12 protein-coding genes are annotated in these 15,794 nt (G+C 51.1%); 1 reads left to right on the top strand and 11 read right to left on the bottom strand.

Going from position 1 to position 15,794, the window contains the following annotated elements; translation table 11 throughout:
• Positions 1 to 195: 195 nt before the first annotated feature.
• The 4 genes from HMPREF1548_RS21980 to HMPREF1548_RS21995 all read right to left on the bottom strand — a co-directional run bounded on the left by HMPREF1548_RS21980 (position 196) and on the right by HMPREF1548_RS21995 (position 4,537).
• Positions 196 to 405: a hypothetical protein gene (locus HMPREF1548_RS21980; protein WP_021638808.1), complete on the bottom strand. Its 210-nt coding sequence runs from the start codon at positions 403 to 405 to the stop codon at positions 196 to 198.
• Between the two features lie 82 nt (positions 406 to 487).
• Positions 488 to 964, bottom strand: coding sequence for a DUF1700 domain-containing protein (locus tag HMPREF1548_RS21985; protein WP_035323396.1), 477 nt, complete (start codon positions 962 to 964; stop codon positions 488 to 490).
• 152 nt (positions 965 to 1,116) lie between these two features.
• Positions 1,117 to 3,492 (bottom strand): alpha-xylosidase, encoded by a 2,376-nt coding sequence (yicI, locus tag HMPREF1548_RS21990; protein WP_021638810.1) that lies wholly within the window; start codon positions 3,490 to 3,492, stop codon positions 1,117 to 1,119.
• A gap of 31 nt (positions 3,493 to 3,523) precedes the next feature.
• Positions 3,524 to 4,537 carry a LacI family DNA-binding transcriptional regulator gene (locus HMPREF1548_RS21995; protein WP_025490463.1) on the bottom strand — a complete coding sequence of 338 codons (1,014 nt, stop codon included), beginning with the start codon at positions 4,535 to 4,537 and terminating at the stop codon, positions 3,524 to 3,526.
• 518 nt (positions 4,538 to 5,055) lie between these two features.
• On the opposite strand from HMPREF1548_RS21995, the gene HMPREF1548_RS22000 reads away from it, so the two are divergent.
• Complete coding sequence (locus tag HMPREF1548_RS22000; RefSeq protein WP_021638815.1) at positions 5,056 to 7,485, top strand: glycoside hydrolase family 94 protein; 2,430 nt, start codon at positions 5,056 to 5,058, stop codon at positions 7,483 to 7,485.
• A gap of 103 nt (positions 7,486 to 7,588) precedes the next feature.
• Here the strand turns inward: HMPREF1548_RS22000 and HMPREF1548_RS22005 are convergent, their stop codons facing one another.
• From HMPREF1548_RS22005 to HMPREF1548_RS22040, 7 genes are all read right to left on the bottom strand, one after another.
• Positions 7,589 to 9,139 (bottom strand): hypothetical protein, encoded by a 1,551-nt coding sequence (locus HMPREF1548_RS22005; protein WP_021638816.1) that lies wholly within the window; start codon positions 9,137 to 9,139, stop codon positions 7,589 to 7,591.
• A gap of 98 nt (positions 9,140 to 9,237) precedes the next feature.
• Positions 9,238 to 10,914: a M56 family metallopeptidase gene (locus tag HMPREF1548_RS22010; RefSeq protein ID WP_021638817.1), complete on the bottom strand. Its 1,677-nt coding sequence runs from the start codon at positions 10,912 to 10,914 to the stop codon at positions 9,238 to 9,240.
• 4 nt (positions 10,915 to 10,918) lie between these two features.
• Entirely contained in the window at positions 10,919 to 11,278 is a 360-nt protein-coding gene (locus tag HMPREF1548_RS22015; RefSeq protein ID WP_035323397.1) for a BlaI/MecI/CopY family transcriptional regulator, read from the bottom strand.
• 442 nt (positions 11,279 to 11,720) lie between these two features.
• Positions 11,721 to 12,641 carry an ArsR/SmtB family transcription factor gene (locus HMPREF1548_RS22025; RefSeq protein ID WP_021638820.1) on the bottom strand — a complete coding sequence of 307 codons (921 nt, stop codon included), beginning with the start codon at positions 12,639 to 12,641 and terminating at the stop codon, positions 11,721 to 11,723.
• A gap of 104 nt (positions 12,642 to 12,745) precedes the next feature.
• The gene (locus HMPREF1548_RS22030) at positions 12,746 to 13,003 is read right to left on the bottom strand and encodes a DUF6171 family protein (RefSeq protein ID WP_021638821.1); all 258 of its coding nucleotides are present in this window, start codon (positions 13,001 to 13,003) and stop codon (positions 12,746 to 12,748) included.
• 26 nt (positions 13,004 to 13,029) lie between these two features.
• Positions 13,030 to 14,520 (bottom strand): alpha-N-arabinofuranosidase, encoded by a 1,491-nt coding sequence (locus tag HMPREF1548_RS22035; protein ID WP_035323399.1) that lies wholly within the window; start codon positions 14,518 to 14,520, stop codon positions 13,030 to 13,032.
• Positions 14,521 to 14,755: 235 nt separating this feature from the next.
• The gene (locus HMPREF1548_RS22040; RefSeq protein ID WP_035323400.1) at positions 14,756 to 15,706 is read right to left on the bottom strand and encodes a family 43 glycosylhydrolase; all 951 of its coding nucleotides are present in this window, start codon (positions 15,704 to 15,706) and stop codon (positions 14,756 to 14,758) included.
• Positions 15,707 to 15,794: the final 88 nt, after the last annotated feature.

The raw sequence follows: 15,794 nt of genomic DNA on the forward strand, positions 1-15,794 counted from the left end.
CCGGACAGCCCACGCGCAATGATTCATTCCTGGGGTAGTGGCAGGCCGCTGATTTTTAAAAGGCTTGAAAATAAATAAAAAACCGGGAAGCGGTGTGTGGTTACACAGGGCTTCCCGGCTTTTTGCAGTTTTTAAGCTCCGCCGGGCCTTTGCGGTTGGGCTTGGGCGGCGGAGATTACTTTTCAGGTGTACTGATTAGTAGTTGTTTTCTTTGCTGCTGTTTTTGCTGTTGTTATTGTTGTTGCTGTTATTGTTGTTGTTGCTGTTGCTGCTGTTGTTGTCGTGGCAGTCAGAGTAGCTGTTCTTGTTCTGGTTCTGATTCTTCTGGCTGTTGCTGCTGGAATTCTCAGACTTGTTCTGCTGGTTCTGCTTTTCACTGTTCTGGTTGTAATCATTCTTAGACATAATTGTAAACCTCCTGATTCATTTTTGTTACAGGAGTAGTATTTGAAAAAATCATTTTTTTATGCAAAGAATTTTTTTATTTTTAATTTCGTCGGATGAGCTTTACGATGTAGATTACCAGGATGATGGGAATGAGGTAGGGGAGGATAGCCCACATGAGGGAGCCTACCACGCTGATAACCACTACCACTGCCAAGAGGACAAGGATGGCTATGAGCCAGCCGGGCATGCGTACCTTATGGACGGTGCCGGCGCCTCTCCGGGTAAAGGTTTCTTCATTGAAGGAATCCTGGGGGCCCGTACTCGATGCGCCCCTGAACTGTGTCTCGTTGGCTTCGTGGGCGTAGGCGTCTCCTGCGCGGTCAGCCGCATCTATCAGGGTTCTGGCAAGAATCCTGGGATCTCCCAGCTCGGAAAGGATTTCCGCCTCACTTCTTCCTTTTGTTTCTTCTGTATAAAAATAGCTGTCATAAAATCTGATGTTATCGTCTACGGATGCAGCCGCCATATTCCCGTTCAGCGCACGCCGCAGAGCGTCCAGGAATTCTGATTTTGTCATCTGTTTTTTCTCCTTATTTTGCTTCCTATTCGTATCATACCCCACAAGGACGTATATTACAAGGAAACGGTTTATGAAAAAAGGATTAAAAAAAACTAAAAACAGCCTGGCCGGTAATGGGCTGCTGGCCAGGCTGTGTGTAAATTTCTGTTTTATTCAACGGTTATTTTGACTTCGCGGGTGCTTGTGCTGATTGTTGCAGATACACAGCCGCTTACAGAATCGGTGTGTATCTGTGCATTTTCTGCTTTTACGCCTTCCGCACAGATTCCGTGGAGGATCACGGTGAGGCCTTTCATGTCCCCGTCCGCCTTAAAGCTGTAAACGCCGCCTTTTCTTTCTGCGGTAATGGCGCATACGTCTGCGCCATTTACGTCTACCATGCGGCAGGTGCAGGAAGCGCCGTCAGCCAGCTCATACAGGTGAAGGGTTGCGCCGTCCCTGTAGTCGTAGTCGGGCCTGTCGTTTACCGCGCCTGTGGCAAGCAGGGTGTTTTCCTTTACATACAAAGGCAGGGAGAAGTAATCGTATTCGCCTTCGTAGTAACGGCCGCCTGTTTTTACCTCGCCGGTAAAGTAATCCGTCCATCTTCCTTCAGGCAGGTAGTACTGTACCTTTTTGTCCTCTCTGAGAACCGGGGCTACCAGCAGTGCATCTCCCAGCATATACTGGGTTTCCAGGTATGCCGCCACCGGGTCGCAGGGGTATTCGAATACCATGGGGCGCATCATGGGGGTGCCGTCTTCATGGGCTTCCACAGCCTTTGCGTACAGGTAGGGCATCAGGGTACATTTCAGTTTGGAGAAGAAGCGTACCACATCGCTCGCCTCATCGTCAAACACCCACGGCACTCTGTAGCTTCCTGAACCGTGAAGCCTGCTGTGGGAGGAAAGCAGTCCGAAGGCCGCCCACCTTTTGTACAGGTCCGGTGTTGCGGTGCTTTCGAAGCCGGAAATATCATGGCTCCAGAAGGAGAAGCCGGACATGGCAAAGGAAAGGCCGCCGCGCAGTGTTTCCGCCATGGACGGATAATTCGCGGAGCAGTCGCCGCCCCAGTGGACAGGGAACTGCTGTCCGCCCGCCGCCGCGCTTCTTGCAAAGAGGACGGCTTCGCCTTCTCCCTTCACTTCCTTCAGCAGGTTGAATACACACTGGTTGTACAGGTAGGTATAGTAATTGTGCATGCTTCCCTGGTCGCTTCCATCGAACCATTCCACATCCACGGGAACTCTTTCGCCAAAATCTGTTTTAAAGCAGTCAACGCCCATATCCAGCAGGGTTTTCAGCTTATCCGCATACCATCTGCAGGCATCCGGGTTGGTGAAATCAACCAGTCCCATGCCGGCCTGCCAGTTGTCGGTCTGCCATACGCCTCTGCCGTCCGCTCTTTTTACAAGGTAGCCGTTCTGGGCGCCTTCCTTAAAGAAGGGGGTTCCCTGTGCGATGTAGGGGTTAATCCATACGCAGATCTTCAGGCCTCTGTCATGATATCTTTTCAGCATTCCCTCGGTGTCGGGGAACACTCTCTTGTCCCATGTAAAATCACACCACTGGAATTCCTTCATCCAAAAGCAGTCAAAATGGAATACGCTTAAGGGGATATCCCTGTCGGCCATTCCCTGGATAAAGGAGCTGGTTGTTTCTTCGTCATAGTTGGTGGTAAAGGAGGTGGACAGCCAAAGGCCGAAGCTCCATGCCGGAGGAAGCGCGGGGCGTCCGGTATAGGAGGTATAGGCATTGAGGATTTCCTTGGGTGTGGGGCCGTAGATAAAGCAGTATTTCAGTTCTTCGCCGGGTACGGAAAAGCCCACATATTCCACTTTTTCACTGGCAACCTCAAAGGAAACATTGTCTGTATGGTCCACATAAATGCCGTAGCCCTTGTTGGTCATATAGAAAGGTACGCTCTTGTAGGCAACCTGGGAAGCGGTGCCGCCGTCTTCGTTCCAGGTGTCCACTACCTGTCCGTTTTTCACAAAAGAGGTAAAACGTTCGCCGAAGCCGTATACGTTTTCCCCTACCTGCAGGGACAGCTCGTTCACCATATAAGGCTTTCCGTTTTCCATCATATAATTGTCCGCGGGGAACATGGTGGACGGCGTCCTGTCCCAGCGCGCATAGCCAAGGTTATGGAAGCCGCATCTTGTCAGCACCTTGCCGTCCGCCTCGAAATGGTAGCCCCATTCCTTCAGGTTTACGTGCACGGAAACCTTTCCTGCGGTCATTACGGCTTCTTCTTCGCCGATTTCCACCTGTACAGCCTGTGCCTGGGGATGCTTGGGGCAGACAGGCTCTCTTTTTTCATAGCCCTCGTGATGCCAGGCTCTCACTGCTATGATGTTCTCCATGGGCGCGGTGAACTCCACTGTGATCGTAGGCATGTTCAGCGTGGCTCCCCTGGAGCTGATATAGCCCACCGGAGCCAGCACACGCATGCCGCCGGGGATTTCCTGAACCTCATAGGCCTGTGATGCGTAAAGAATGTTCGCTTTCTCGCTGCGCAGCCAATACCCTTCCGTAAATTTCATGTTCTTTTCCTCTCTTTCTTTTTTAAAAAAATTATCCGATATTCCCTACTGATCTGCCTTCGTAAACTTCGCCTTCCACCACAAGGATTTCGGGCACGCTGGTTTTGGGGTGTTCAATGAGGCTGATAAGCTTTTCGGCAGCATAGCCTCCCAGCTTCTGCGTATCCTGCTTCAGGGTGGTCAGCTTCGGATCCATGTGCCGTCCGATGCGCAGGCCGTCGTAGCCCGCGATGGAAATGTCCTCCGGAATGCGCAGGCCTTTTTCCCGAAGCATATTCATGCCGCCCAGGCAGGCAAAATCATCCGGATACAGGATGCAGGTGGGCGGGCAGGGAAGCGCGAGAAGCTGCTGCGTCGCCGCCGCGGCCCCGTCGGTATCCCGGTAGCCTGCCTCCAGCACATATTCATCAGGCACCTTAAGCCCCAGCTCCTCCGCCGTCTTGTAAAAGGAAGACAGACGGCTGCCTGTAACCGAAGAGGGATGCCCGTGGATATAGGCAATGCGCCTGTGCCCGCAGCTGTAAATATAGCGCAGCAGCGACTGCATGCCCTTCACGTTGTCGCTCATCACGGCAATCCTGTTGTTGAAAATATGGTCGATAGTGACCACCGGAATGTCGCTGGCCACCAGCTGGGCCACCTCCGGGTCCTCAAAATCCACACAGGCGATGACCACGCCGTCGAAGCCTCTGTATCGGACATGCTCCAGATAGGTCATTTTCCTGCGCCGTTCCCTGTTCCGGTTGACAAAGGTGATGTCATAATCATTTTTTTCCGCTGTTTCCTTGAAGCTCTCCAGCACGCTGGCAAAATAATCATGGGTCAGCCCGCTGTTCGCCTCATCGGTAAACAGGACGCCCAGGTTATAGCTTCTGTTCGTTTTCAGGGCCCTGGCTACGGAATTGGGGAAGTATCCCATTTCCTTTGCCGTCCGGCGGATCAGCTGCCTGGTCTCTTCTCCGATATCGGTATGGTTATTGAGCGCCTTGCTCACGGACGCCACGGAAACGCCGCAGGCTTCTGCGATATCTTTCATGGAAACCATATGCCACTCTCCTTTTGCTGTAACAGTGCAGGCGGGACTGGCTTGTGCCCTTCCGCCGAAACCGTCCAGTCCTGGTCAAATTGTTGCCCTTCCGCCGTTCTACTTACCTTAATCGTTTTCGCAATACTATCATATATCATTTTTACAGGGTAATTCAATAGCAACTTTTTCTTTTTCCGTAACCTTGCCTATTTTTGTTATATATAGCCAAAAGAACCTATAAAAAATATACATTTTCTCCAAGCTGTTTTTCTTTTTATTCTTCCGTTGCCTTCACCCTCTCTTTATTCCGTGGGAACAGGAACCTGCATGAAGGCCGGTAAAATTTTATAATTTTAAGTTTTCCCTCTTGAAAATGCCCGGGGTATTCTATATAATCCAAACTACAGGAGGATTTTCCACTCCGTTACTTAATCGTTTTCGTAAACATAGCAGGGAAGCAGACGGCCATGGAAATAAGGCGCGGCTGCAAAACAGGATTATTATTTGCCGGATGACGGCGGAATGAGAGGTCAAGCATGAAATACGGTTTTTTTGATGACGCCAGCTGTGAATATGTCATCACCACCCCCGAAACACCGCTGCCCTGGATCAACTATCTGGGCTGCAAGGATTTCTTTACACTGGTTTCCAATACCTGCGGAGGCTATTCCTTTTATAAGGACGCCAAGCTTCTGCGTCTGACCCGGTATCGTTACAATAACGTGCCTTATGACAACAATGGTCAGTATTTCTATATCAAAGACGGCGCGGATGTGTGGAATCCGGGCTGGCAGCCTGTGAAACGCACTCTGGATTCCTATGAATGCCGCCACGGCCTGGGCTACAGCCGTTTTACCGGCAGCCTGAACCAGGTCAGCGCCCAGGTGCTTTCCTTTGTTCCGCTGAATGATTCCTGCGAGGTCAGCCGTCTGGTCCTGACCAATAACGGAAGCGAGGCGAAAGAGCTTTCCCTGTTTTCTTATGTGGAATGGTGTCTGTGGAATGCGGACGATGACATGAAGAATTTCCAGAGGAATTTAAGCATCGGGGAAATGGAGATTGAAGGCTCCACCATTTATCATAAAACAGAGTACAGAGAGCGCCGCAACCATTATGCGCTTTATTCCGTCAACTGTCCGGTGGACGGTTTTGACACCAGCAGGGACGCCTTCCTGGGCGCCTACAGAAGCCCCTCCGATCCGGCGGTTGTCATGAACGGCAAGGCTTCCAATTCCGTTGCCCACGGCTGGTCCCCCATCGCTTCCCACCAGATCAATGTAACCCTTGCTCCCGGCGAAAGCCGCTCCTTTATTTTCGTCCTGGCTTATGTGGAAAACAAAGAGGAAGAAAAATGGGAAGCTCCCGGCATCATCAACAAAACAAAAGCTCACGAGCTGCTTTCCCGTTATCAGTCCGACGATGATGTGGAAAAAGCTTTTGCACAGCTTAAGGAATACTGGCAGGAGCTGCTTTCCGGATATCAGATTCAGTCCGGCTGTGAAGAAGTCAACCGCATGGTAAATATCTGGAACCAGTATCAGTGTATGGTAACCTTTAACATGTCACGCAGCGCTTCCTATTATGAATCCGGCATCGGCCGCGGCATGGGCTTCCGTGATTCCTGTCAGGATCTGCTAGGCTTCGTGCATCTGATTCCCGAACGGGCGAGGGAACGTATCCTGGATATCGCCTCCGCACAGTTTGGCGACGGCAGCACCTATCATCAGTATCAGCCGCTTACCAAAAAAGGAAATGCGGATATCGGCGGCGGCTTCAATGACGACCCTCTGTGGCTGATTGCGGGCACCAGCGCTTATATTAAAGAAACCGGAGATTTTTCCATCCTGGATGAGGTGGTAACCTTTGACGACGGCGGCGAAGGCACCCTGTTTGAGCATCTGACACGTTCCTTCCGTTTTACCGTAACCCATAAGGGTCCTCATGGGCTTCCCCTCATTGGCCGCGCCGACTGGAACGACTGTCTGAACCTGAACTGCTTCTCCGCACAGCCCGGAGAATCCTTCCAGACCTTCGGCCCCAGCGAAGGGCCTGTTGCGGAATCTGTTTTCATCGGCGGCATGTTCGTAAAATACGGAGAGGAATACGCTGCGCTCGCAGAAAGCCTTGGCAAAAAGGAGATTGCGGAGGATGCCCGCAGGGAGGTAGCCGCTATGTATGACACGCTTCTTCAGGCCGGCTGGGACGGAGACTGGTTCCTGCGCGCTTATGATGCTTATGGCCAGAAGGTGGGCTCCTCCGAATGTGAAGAGGGACAGATTTTCATCGAGCCTCAGGGCTTCTGCGTCCTGGCAGGCGTGGGTGTTAAGGAAGGCAAGGCGCAGCAGGCGCTTGACAGCGTAAAGGAGCGGCTGGACAGCAAGTACGGCATCATGCTTCTGCAGCCCGCCTATACCCGTTATCATCTGGAGCTTGGCGAAATCACCTCCTATCCGCCGGGATACAAGGAAAACGCAGGTATTTTCTGCCATAACAATCCCTGGGTATCCATCGCGGAAACCGTTATCGGAAGAGGCGGCAGGGCGTTTGAAATATACAAAAAGACCTGTCCGGCTTATCTGGAGGGAATCAGTGAAATCCACAGGACCGAGCCTTACTGCTATTCCCAGATGATCGCCGGCCGCGACGCGGCAACCTTCGGCGAAGCCAAGAACAGCTGGCTCACCGGCACCGCTGCCTGGACCTTCGTGAATATTTCCCAGTATATCCTGGGTATCCAGCCCAGCCTGGACGGTCTTTGCATCAATCCCTGCGTGCCCGCAGATTTCGGTGATTTCACCATCACCAGACGTTTCCGCGGCGCAGTTTACCATATTGAGGTAAAGAACCCCGGCCATCTGGAAAAAGGTGTTTCCTCCCTTATCGTAGACGGAGAAACCATCGAAGGAAATGTGGTTCCTTTCGTAGAAGGCAAGAAAGAGTATCATGTAACTGCAGTTATGGGGTAATCTGAGGTATAGCAAGCAGCACAGCCCGGGGGCAAGGCCTCCGGGCTGTATTGTTTGTGTATTTTATTTTTATCACTTCATTATTATATAGCTGTGTCCGTATTTAATCCCATTCGTACTGTTCCATATAATCAATGGTGCAGCCTGTATATTCGATATATGCGTTCCCCGCGGCTTTTCCGGCCTCGTCAACCGTCTTTTTCAGGAAGGCTTCATCCAGCTTCTGTCCACGTTCCGCATTGTCCACCCGTTTTTGCACCTCTGAAACCACATCCTCCAGGAACTTATCCCTTTCGGCAACGGTGAGTTTATCCGCATCCAGGATATGATAGGTAAAGGAATAATAGCCTTCCGCCAGATCCACCACAACCTCATCGCCGTATACATCCTCCTTTCGGGAAGCGTTGATGGACACGGCATATTCGGGATCGATTTGTTTCCTGGCATACAGTGACCTTTCTGCGGCATAATATTCATCCATGGAGTTGCTGACCGTGGTCTGCAGGAATTTCACATCGGCATCCGTCTTATTGGTGATCCGGCTCTGCTCTTCCTCCAGCTCCATCAAAACCATTTCATATAAATAAGAAATATCCATAATCTCGTCATATTCCGATAATGCCGCATGGGTCTTCCGGTTGAATTCAGCCAGGGACATCTTTTCATAGCCGTCCGGTTTCAGGGCTTTCAGCACAAGGTCGTATTTTTCCTGAGGCGTATACTTTTCTTCTTCGTCCCCCTCATCCTCCCAGTCCTCTGAATCGTCCCGCTCATCATATCTGCTGTCCCAATAATAGCAGATTTCCTTCTGTCCGCCCCAGGCCAGGCCGCCCTCCAGCTTCTCCAGGATACGGCCCAGCTCGGCATCCAGCGTTTTTTCCATGTTTTTTTCATCCCTCAGCTTCCCGGCATCCTGTTTTTCCAGAAACGTCTGCATTTCCTTTTCGACGTTTTCCAGCAGGCTGTCGCGTTGTTCCACTGTTATGGCTGATGTATCCGGGATTTCATAATCATATGAAATATCACAGTAAGCCCCGGTAAGCAGCACCTCATCCCCAAAAACATCTCCATAGGTTTCACAATATGCTTCCCCTGAATGCCAGGGATTTTTTTCCTGCTGACACGTTTCATAATGCCTGCGGTCACATTCGTCCCATGTATTGGACAGCGTTCCATGGACAAAGCCGTAAAGGGCGTCCTCTTCCTCAAGGGTGGTAAAAATGCGCTGAAAGCTTTCCTCCGTCCTGTGATACGCCTCCTCGTCATCCCAGTCCATGACCATGCGGTTGAACTCCTCCACACTCATTTGTCCATAGTCCGCCGTATGGAAGGACTGTATCAGCGCATAGTCTGTTTCCGTATATTTATATTTGCCGCTTCTAAAGAAAAAACTGTTCCGGCCCGGACGGTAGCCTGTGCTGCCCGTCCAGGTATCCGGCGCTTCCCCGCTCCCAGCCTGTTCCGTCTCCGGCTGCGCGGTTTGTTCCTCTGTCTGTCCTGTTGCACTGCTGTTCGCCGCGCTATCAGCCTGCGCGGTTTGTTCCGGATCTATCTCCAGTTTTCCGGATGTCCCCGGCGAGGATGCACAGGCGGTCAGCAGTATGGAAAGCACAACGGCCAGGGCAGCCGCGCCCGCTGCTTTTCTGTTCTTCATGTTTGCTCCTATCTGTGCGCTTTAGCGCACCTTTTATTCAGGGAGCTGAAAGCGTCTTTCTTTCAGCTTGCTCCTATCCGTGCGCTTTAGCGCACATTTTATTCTTTCTCCAAATAATTTACTTCGCAGCCCGTAAAACCGATTTTTTCATTGGCAAGCTCTTTTCCCGCCGTGTCAAGAAGGGCCTGGAATTCCTGTTCCGTATGCCCCTGCTCCTGTTCCTCTTCCAGCAGAGTCTGCGCCGCCTGCATCACCTGCTGCAGGAAAGCATCCCGTTCTCCTACGGTCAGGCTGTCCTGATCCAGAATCCGGTAGGTGAAGGAATATTCCAGCCACAGCCCTCCTGCCGGATACGCATCACCAAAAACGTCCTCCGTCCTGACAGCCTCCGCCGTTGCTGAAAACTGAGGATCCATCTGTTTCCCGGAATATACCTCGTTCAGGCGGGTCTGGTATTCCTCCAGCGAAGCAGGTATTGTATTACGCAGATATCCCGCATTCGGATCTGTATTTTCTATGTAAGAAGCCACCTGTTCAAACAGATAATACAGGCCGTCCCTCCCTTTTTCATCCTCCGTAAGCGCCTTGTTAATAAAGCTGTTGAATGCGGCGATGGACATTTCCTCATAACCCTCCGGCTTTAATGCCTTCATGAGCTTATCGTACTCCTCCTGTGTATAGCCTTCTTTTTCCATCGGATAATCCCGGTCGTATCTGTCTTCCCAGCCATACTCCTGGTATAAGGTATTTTTCAGCGTATGACTGTTTTCTTCGGCCTCCGCTACCGGCTCCTTATCCATATTCTCGATTCTGACAGCCGGGCGATTTGAACCAATTCCAGCGGTGGCAAAAATACTGATAACCGCCGCCACAACCAGGAGCGCCGCCGCAATGCTTCCTTTCGTCAGCTTTTTCGCCTTCATGATGGCTTCAATCCGTTCCTTCAGGGCACTTTTGCTGAAGCTGGAAGCCAGCGGGGACAGACGGTTCCTCTTCTCCTCCATGCCAAGGAGCGCCAGCGCGTAGGAGGGACAGGCCTGCATTCCGTACTGCCTGATTACCGCCTCGTCACAGGCCAGCTCCAAATCCCTGTTGGCAAGAATATACATGGCCCATACGAGCGGGTTAAACCAGTGTATACACAGCGCCGCAGCCAGAAGCCATTTGGTAAACGCATCAAATCTTCGGATATGGGACATTTCATGAGACAGAATAAAGGCCGCCGTCTCCTCATCCGCCCAGTCCATATCCGCAGGGACCAGAAGTACAGGCCATAAAAAACCATAAGTCAGCGGTGATTCAATTCTGTCTGAATATCGTATCTGTACCGGCCGCCTGATGCGGTTTTCTTCCAGCCAGGCCTTGGCGAAGGGCTGTTCCACAGGCAGCGACGCACTGTAAACCCTGCGGCCCCTCAGGTGTCCCACAAGGAAGAAAGCTGCCAGCAATACCGCCCCGGCAATCCAGATCCCATGCCAGACGGACAAATGTGACGCCATTACCGCCGCGGCCCCCGAAGCTTCAGACGCCGCCTGGCCCGCAGCCTCCGACAAAAGCAGCCCCGGGCGGACTGCCAGCCGTTCCAGCTGTCCCGACGGCCTGTAAACGCTTATCGGCGACGGAAGCCTTACCGGAATCATCAGGCAGAAAAATGCGGCGGCCCAAAGCCACAGAAAAGCCTTTTTCGGCAGCCGGTTGACTGCCAGAGCGCGGACGATGACGATTACCGCTATCAATACCGCCCCGCTTACGCTCATTTTGACCAATACATCCATGACATCACCTCCACTTTTCAATCATTTCCTTCATCCGGCTGATTTCCTCAGAGGAAAGCTTCCTGCTCCCCAAAAGGGAGGCTACCAGAAGATCCGCCGAACCGCCGTAATTCCGTTGGATTAATTCTTCCGTTTCCTGTTCCCTTACGCTTTCCCTGCTGAGAAGCGCATGGCAGATAAATCCCGGTTCTTTACGGGCAACCGCTCCTTTTTCCACACATTTCCTGATGATGGTATAGGTGGTGGTCTTGCTCCAGCCAACCTTCTTATTCAGACGCTCCGCGATCTCCTTTGCGGAAAGATCTCCCTCGTCCCAGAGACATTCCATTACCCGGCGTTCCGAATCAAATAATTTTCCGTTCATATCCACTCCTGTCTGCGCATGCTTCCGCGCTGTCATTAATTTTCGCAAGCGGAGTAAAAATGATATGCCTTTCATTACCTTTCATTTTACTCCAGTAGAATATATTTTTATTCTACTCCAGTAAAACGAGTGTGTCAAGAAGAAACTTTGTAGGAGCAAATAAATGATTTTAGTGATAAATAAAAAAATGAAAAAATGGTCTCGGCGGCAGAAAAGCCAGGCATTTCAGGAGGATATTTTTCATCCGAGAAACTACAGAAACATTTTTCCAGTACAGTACTGGGAGTTTTCCGGCAACAAAAAAGGAAGCCGGAAATCTTCGGCCTCCCTATCCATATATTTTTTGAATATTTAGACTGTTTTTTATTGAAAGGTGATTTTCTGCGAACAACAGTTGCCTCCGCGCAAAAACGTTTCCAACAATTCTGCTTTATTAAAGCGCTTATTCCTCCGGTTCACTGTAGCTCATCTTCACATGAATATCCTGGTTGTAGTTACCGAAGGATTTCCCGAATATCGTCAGGCCGCCCACATGCTCCTCCGCTTCGTCCACGGCGAAGCGGAGGCGGATATTGCTCCTATAGTCCAGGTGAAAACGGCTGATATCAACTTTGGAAATCTGAATCCCGTCAATGAAGGTCCCTTTATCATTAATGACAAGGAACTTAAGCAGGCCGTACTGGTTCCAGTTGGGATACCACCAGTCCGGCGTGAATACGCCTCTTACATCCCCGAAATCCCCCGGGGAAGTCCATTTTCCCAGCAGTACATCATTCAGGTAAAAACTGATATCCGACGGCCATACATTATTCACACCCGGAGCCTCGCTTCCCAGCTCCAGGGATACCGATATCTGATCAATTTTATTTCCGAAGGGGATAAAATTGGGTATCACATATTCCACATATCCTTTGGTAAACCACAGAATATCTGCGTTATATCTGTCCGGATGGGCAAAATACCTGGTATCGTCCACTTCTCCAATCAACGCTGACGCCGATGCCATCCCGCAGGTGGGATACACCTCAAAGCCGGTAAAATGCCCCACCTTCAAATCCGTATCATATACATTCTTATTCTGTGCGGGGCTGTCCACCTCTATCAGAATTTTATCCAGGGCTACTGAGCACTTCTTCTGGTTGCCATGCCCTGCCGACTCGCTAGTTACGGTAATAATGCCGCATTCCTCCAGCTTCCTCACATGGCTGGTCAGCGCCCCGTTGGTAATCTTAAGCCTGGAGGCCAGCTCATTCATATTCATATCCCTGTTTTCAAGAAGGATTCTGATGATTTCTATACGGATGTCGGAGCCAAGGGCCTTAAAAATATCCAGCCCCTCCTCCAGTGATTTGATATGAAGCATTCTCTACCCCCGCGGAAATTCCTTTTTTCTTCCGCCGCGTCAAGCCTGTCTGGCACAGCTTCCTTTTGTTTTGCAGCCCCCGTAACCGTTCGGACTGTTGCATCTCACCACTTGTCATAGGGACAGCTGTTCACAGCAATCACGGCCCGCAGCTCCACAAAGCAGCCGCAGGCCCTGCACATCCCCTGAAGCAGCATGTCACACTGCTTGCAGACGGCGAGCCTTTCTTCATAAAGCACGCCGTCCGCTTTGATATCCTCATCCAGGTTGGCAATGTAATCATGCAGGTTTTGAAAATATGCATCCTGATCCATCTCCCGGAGAAGACATTTCAGGCAATGCTTTTTACCGTCTGTTTCCATAGCCGCTCCTGCCTGCTTTCCTTTGCTTAACGGATGCGAAGCAGTACCACGCTTGATGCGGGAACGCTGAATTTCACGCCGTTTTCCGTAATCTCATAATTGGTGAATTCCACTTCCTTCACGCGATCCGGCTCTTCAAAGGTGTTATAGGCATCCATTTTTTCCGCAAGGATGCTGGCAGTAACACTGGAGGGCTTCAATTCTGCAAAGCTTACCTCCACCTCGCTCTCCTCCGTCACGGAAAGGTTATTCAGAGTCAGGTTGACGGTCCCGTCTGCGGATACGGATACGGATTCATGAAGGGAAGGAACGCGGATTTCATCCTCTCCCACTTCCTTCAGTCCTTCAATATAGCTTTCCACCAGATCCGCATCCTGATGGTATTTATACATATGGAATACATGATAGGTGGGAGTCTTGAGCATTTTAGGGCCTTCCGTCAGGATTACGGACTGCAGTACGTTCACCATCTGGGCGATACAGGCCATCTTTACCCTGTCGCAATGCTTGTTGAAAATATCCAGCGTGATTCCGGCAACCAGCGCATCACGCATGGTGTTCTGCTGATATAAAAAGCCCGGATTTGTGCCCGGCTCCACATCGAACCAGTCGCCCCATTCGTCCACAATCAGGCCGATTTTTTTCTCCGGATCATACTGATCCATAATCGCGCCATGACGGGTAACCAGCTCTTCCATATAGAGGGCCTTAGCCATAGTTTTAAACCAGGTTTTCTCGTCAAACTTTGTTGCGCTTCCCTTTTCATCCCATCCGTCCGGATGTACGTAATAATGCAGGGAAAGACCGTTCATGAGACGGGACGGTGTGGGCGCGCAGGTATCCAGCACCTTTTCGGTCCAGTGATAATCAGCCACGTTAGGGCCGCCGCACACCTTATAAATAGGGGCGTCCTGATGATACTGACGCACATAGGTCTGATATCTGCGGTAAAGATTCGCGTAATATTCCGGCGTCATGTTACCGCCGCAGCCCCAGTTTTCATTGCCTACGCCGAAGAAATCAATCTTCCAGGGCTTCTCATGGCCGTTCTGCTTTCTCAGATCCGCCATAGGGGATACGCCTTCAAAAGTAATATACTCCACCCATTCGGACATTTCCTGAACCGTACCGCTGCCCACATTGCCGTTTACATAGGTTTTGCAGCCCAGCTGCTCACACAGTTCAAAAAACTCATGGGTTCCGAAGCTGTTGTCTTCAACGACGCCGCCCCAGTGTGTGTTGATCATCTTTTTCCGTTTTTCTTTAGGCCCAATGCCATCCTTCCAATGGTATTCATCAGCAAAGCAGCCGCCCGGCCAGCGCAGTACCGGAATCTGCATTTCCTTCAGCGCTTCCACCACGTCCGTTCTCATGCCGTTCACATTGGGAATATCCGAGTTTTCCCCTACATAGAGGCCTTCATAAATACAGCGTCCCAGATGCTCGCTGAAATGTCCGTAAATTTCTGGATTGATGTGTCCCTGTTTCTTCTTTTCGTTGATGAAAATTTTTGCCATTGCCTTGTTCTCCCTTTTCTTTTTATTCCCGCGAGCAACGAGCCAAGTAGCCATGCTTGCATGGATATTTGGCGACTGCCGCGAGGGTCAAATACCCCGTTGCTTGCAGCGGGGTATTTGATTTTACACGTGCAGCGTGTCCGGCTGCTTTTCCCGGGCTTTACCGCCGCCGGCGCCGGAACAGCTGCCCCGCAGTTTGTAACTGGTCAGGCAGATCTGAATTGCCGCAGTTTGTTTAGCGGTAAGAAAATACCGGTTTTCCTTCTTCACTCCACTGTACCTTCATAAGCATGGTATGGCGGTTGGGATTGTACAGCGGATCGCCTTCAATGACAGCTTCCTTCCTGGCATGATAAACGCAGATATCGCCGCCTTCTTCATCCGTGGTAAAGGAATTATGCCCCGGCCCGTAAATTTCAAGGGCTTCATCGGAAGCCAGCACCGGATACCGTTCCTTTGTCCAGGAAGCCGGATCAAGGAGATCCGCGTCCTCAGAAGCGCTCAGCATGCCCATGCAATAGCAGGCTCCGGTAGCGCTGGCAGAATAGGTGAGAAAAATCCTGCCGCCGCGTTTGATAACGGCCGGTCCCTCATTCACCCAGAAATCTACTCTCTCCCAGTCATAGTCCGGTGTGGTAAGCAGCACCTGCACGGTTTCCAGACGGTTCGGCGCAGCCATACGCGCTATGTACAGATTGGAAATCATTTTGCCCACGCCCACTTTTTCCGCCCAGACATAATAATGGCTTCCTTTGCATTCAAATACCGTGGCATCCAGTGAAAAGGCCCTGAAAGAAAATTCATCCTCCGGCGCGCACTGCATTTTCCCCAGCTCCTTCCAGGTACCGGTTATTGGATCCGCATCCGCACATTCCAGCACATAAGGACGGATTGCCCAGATATCTTCCGCTTCGCCCGCCGCAAAATACAAATACCATTTTCCTTCCAGATAATGCAGCTCCGGCGCCCAGATGTGGTACGACATGATGCCGCTTTCATGCTTCTTCCAGACAGTGATTTCTTCAGCGTCCGCAAGCCCGGCCAGACTGTCCGCCCTGCGCAGGATGATTCTGTCATAAGCAGGTACGGATGCGGTAAAATAATACATACCGTCCGTATGGCGGCAGATATACGGGTCCGCCCGCTGTGCAATCCAGGGTTCATTGAATTTAAGCTGTTTCTCCATTTTTTGCTCCCATCTGTGCGCTTTAGCGCACTTTTCATTCAAGGAGGTTGAAAGTGCACTTCTTTCAACCTTGCTCCCATCTGTGCGC

The organism is Clostridium sp. KLE 1755, from assembly GCF_000466465.2.
GTDB classification, from domain to species: domain Bacteria; phylum Bacillota; class Clostridia; order Lachnospirales; family Lachnospiraceae; genus Eisenbergiella; species Eisenbergiella porci.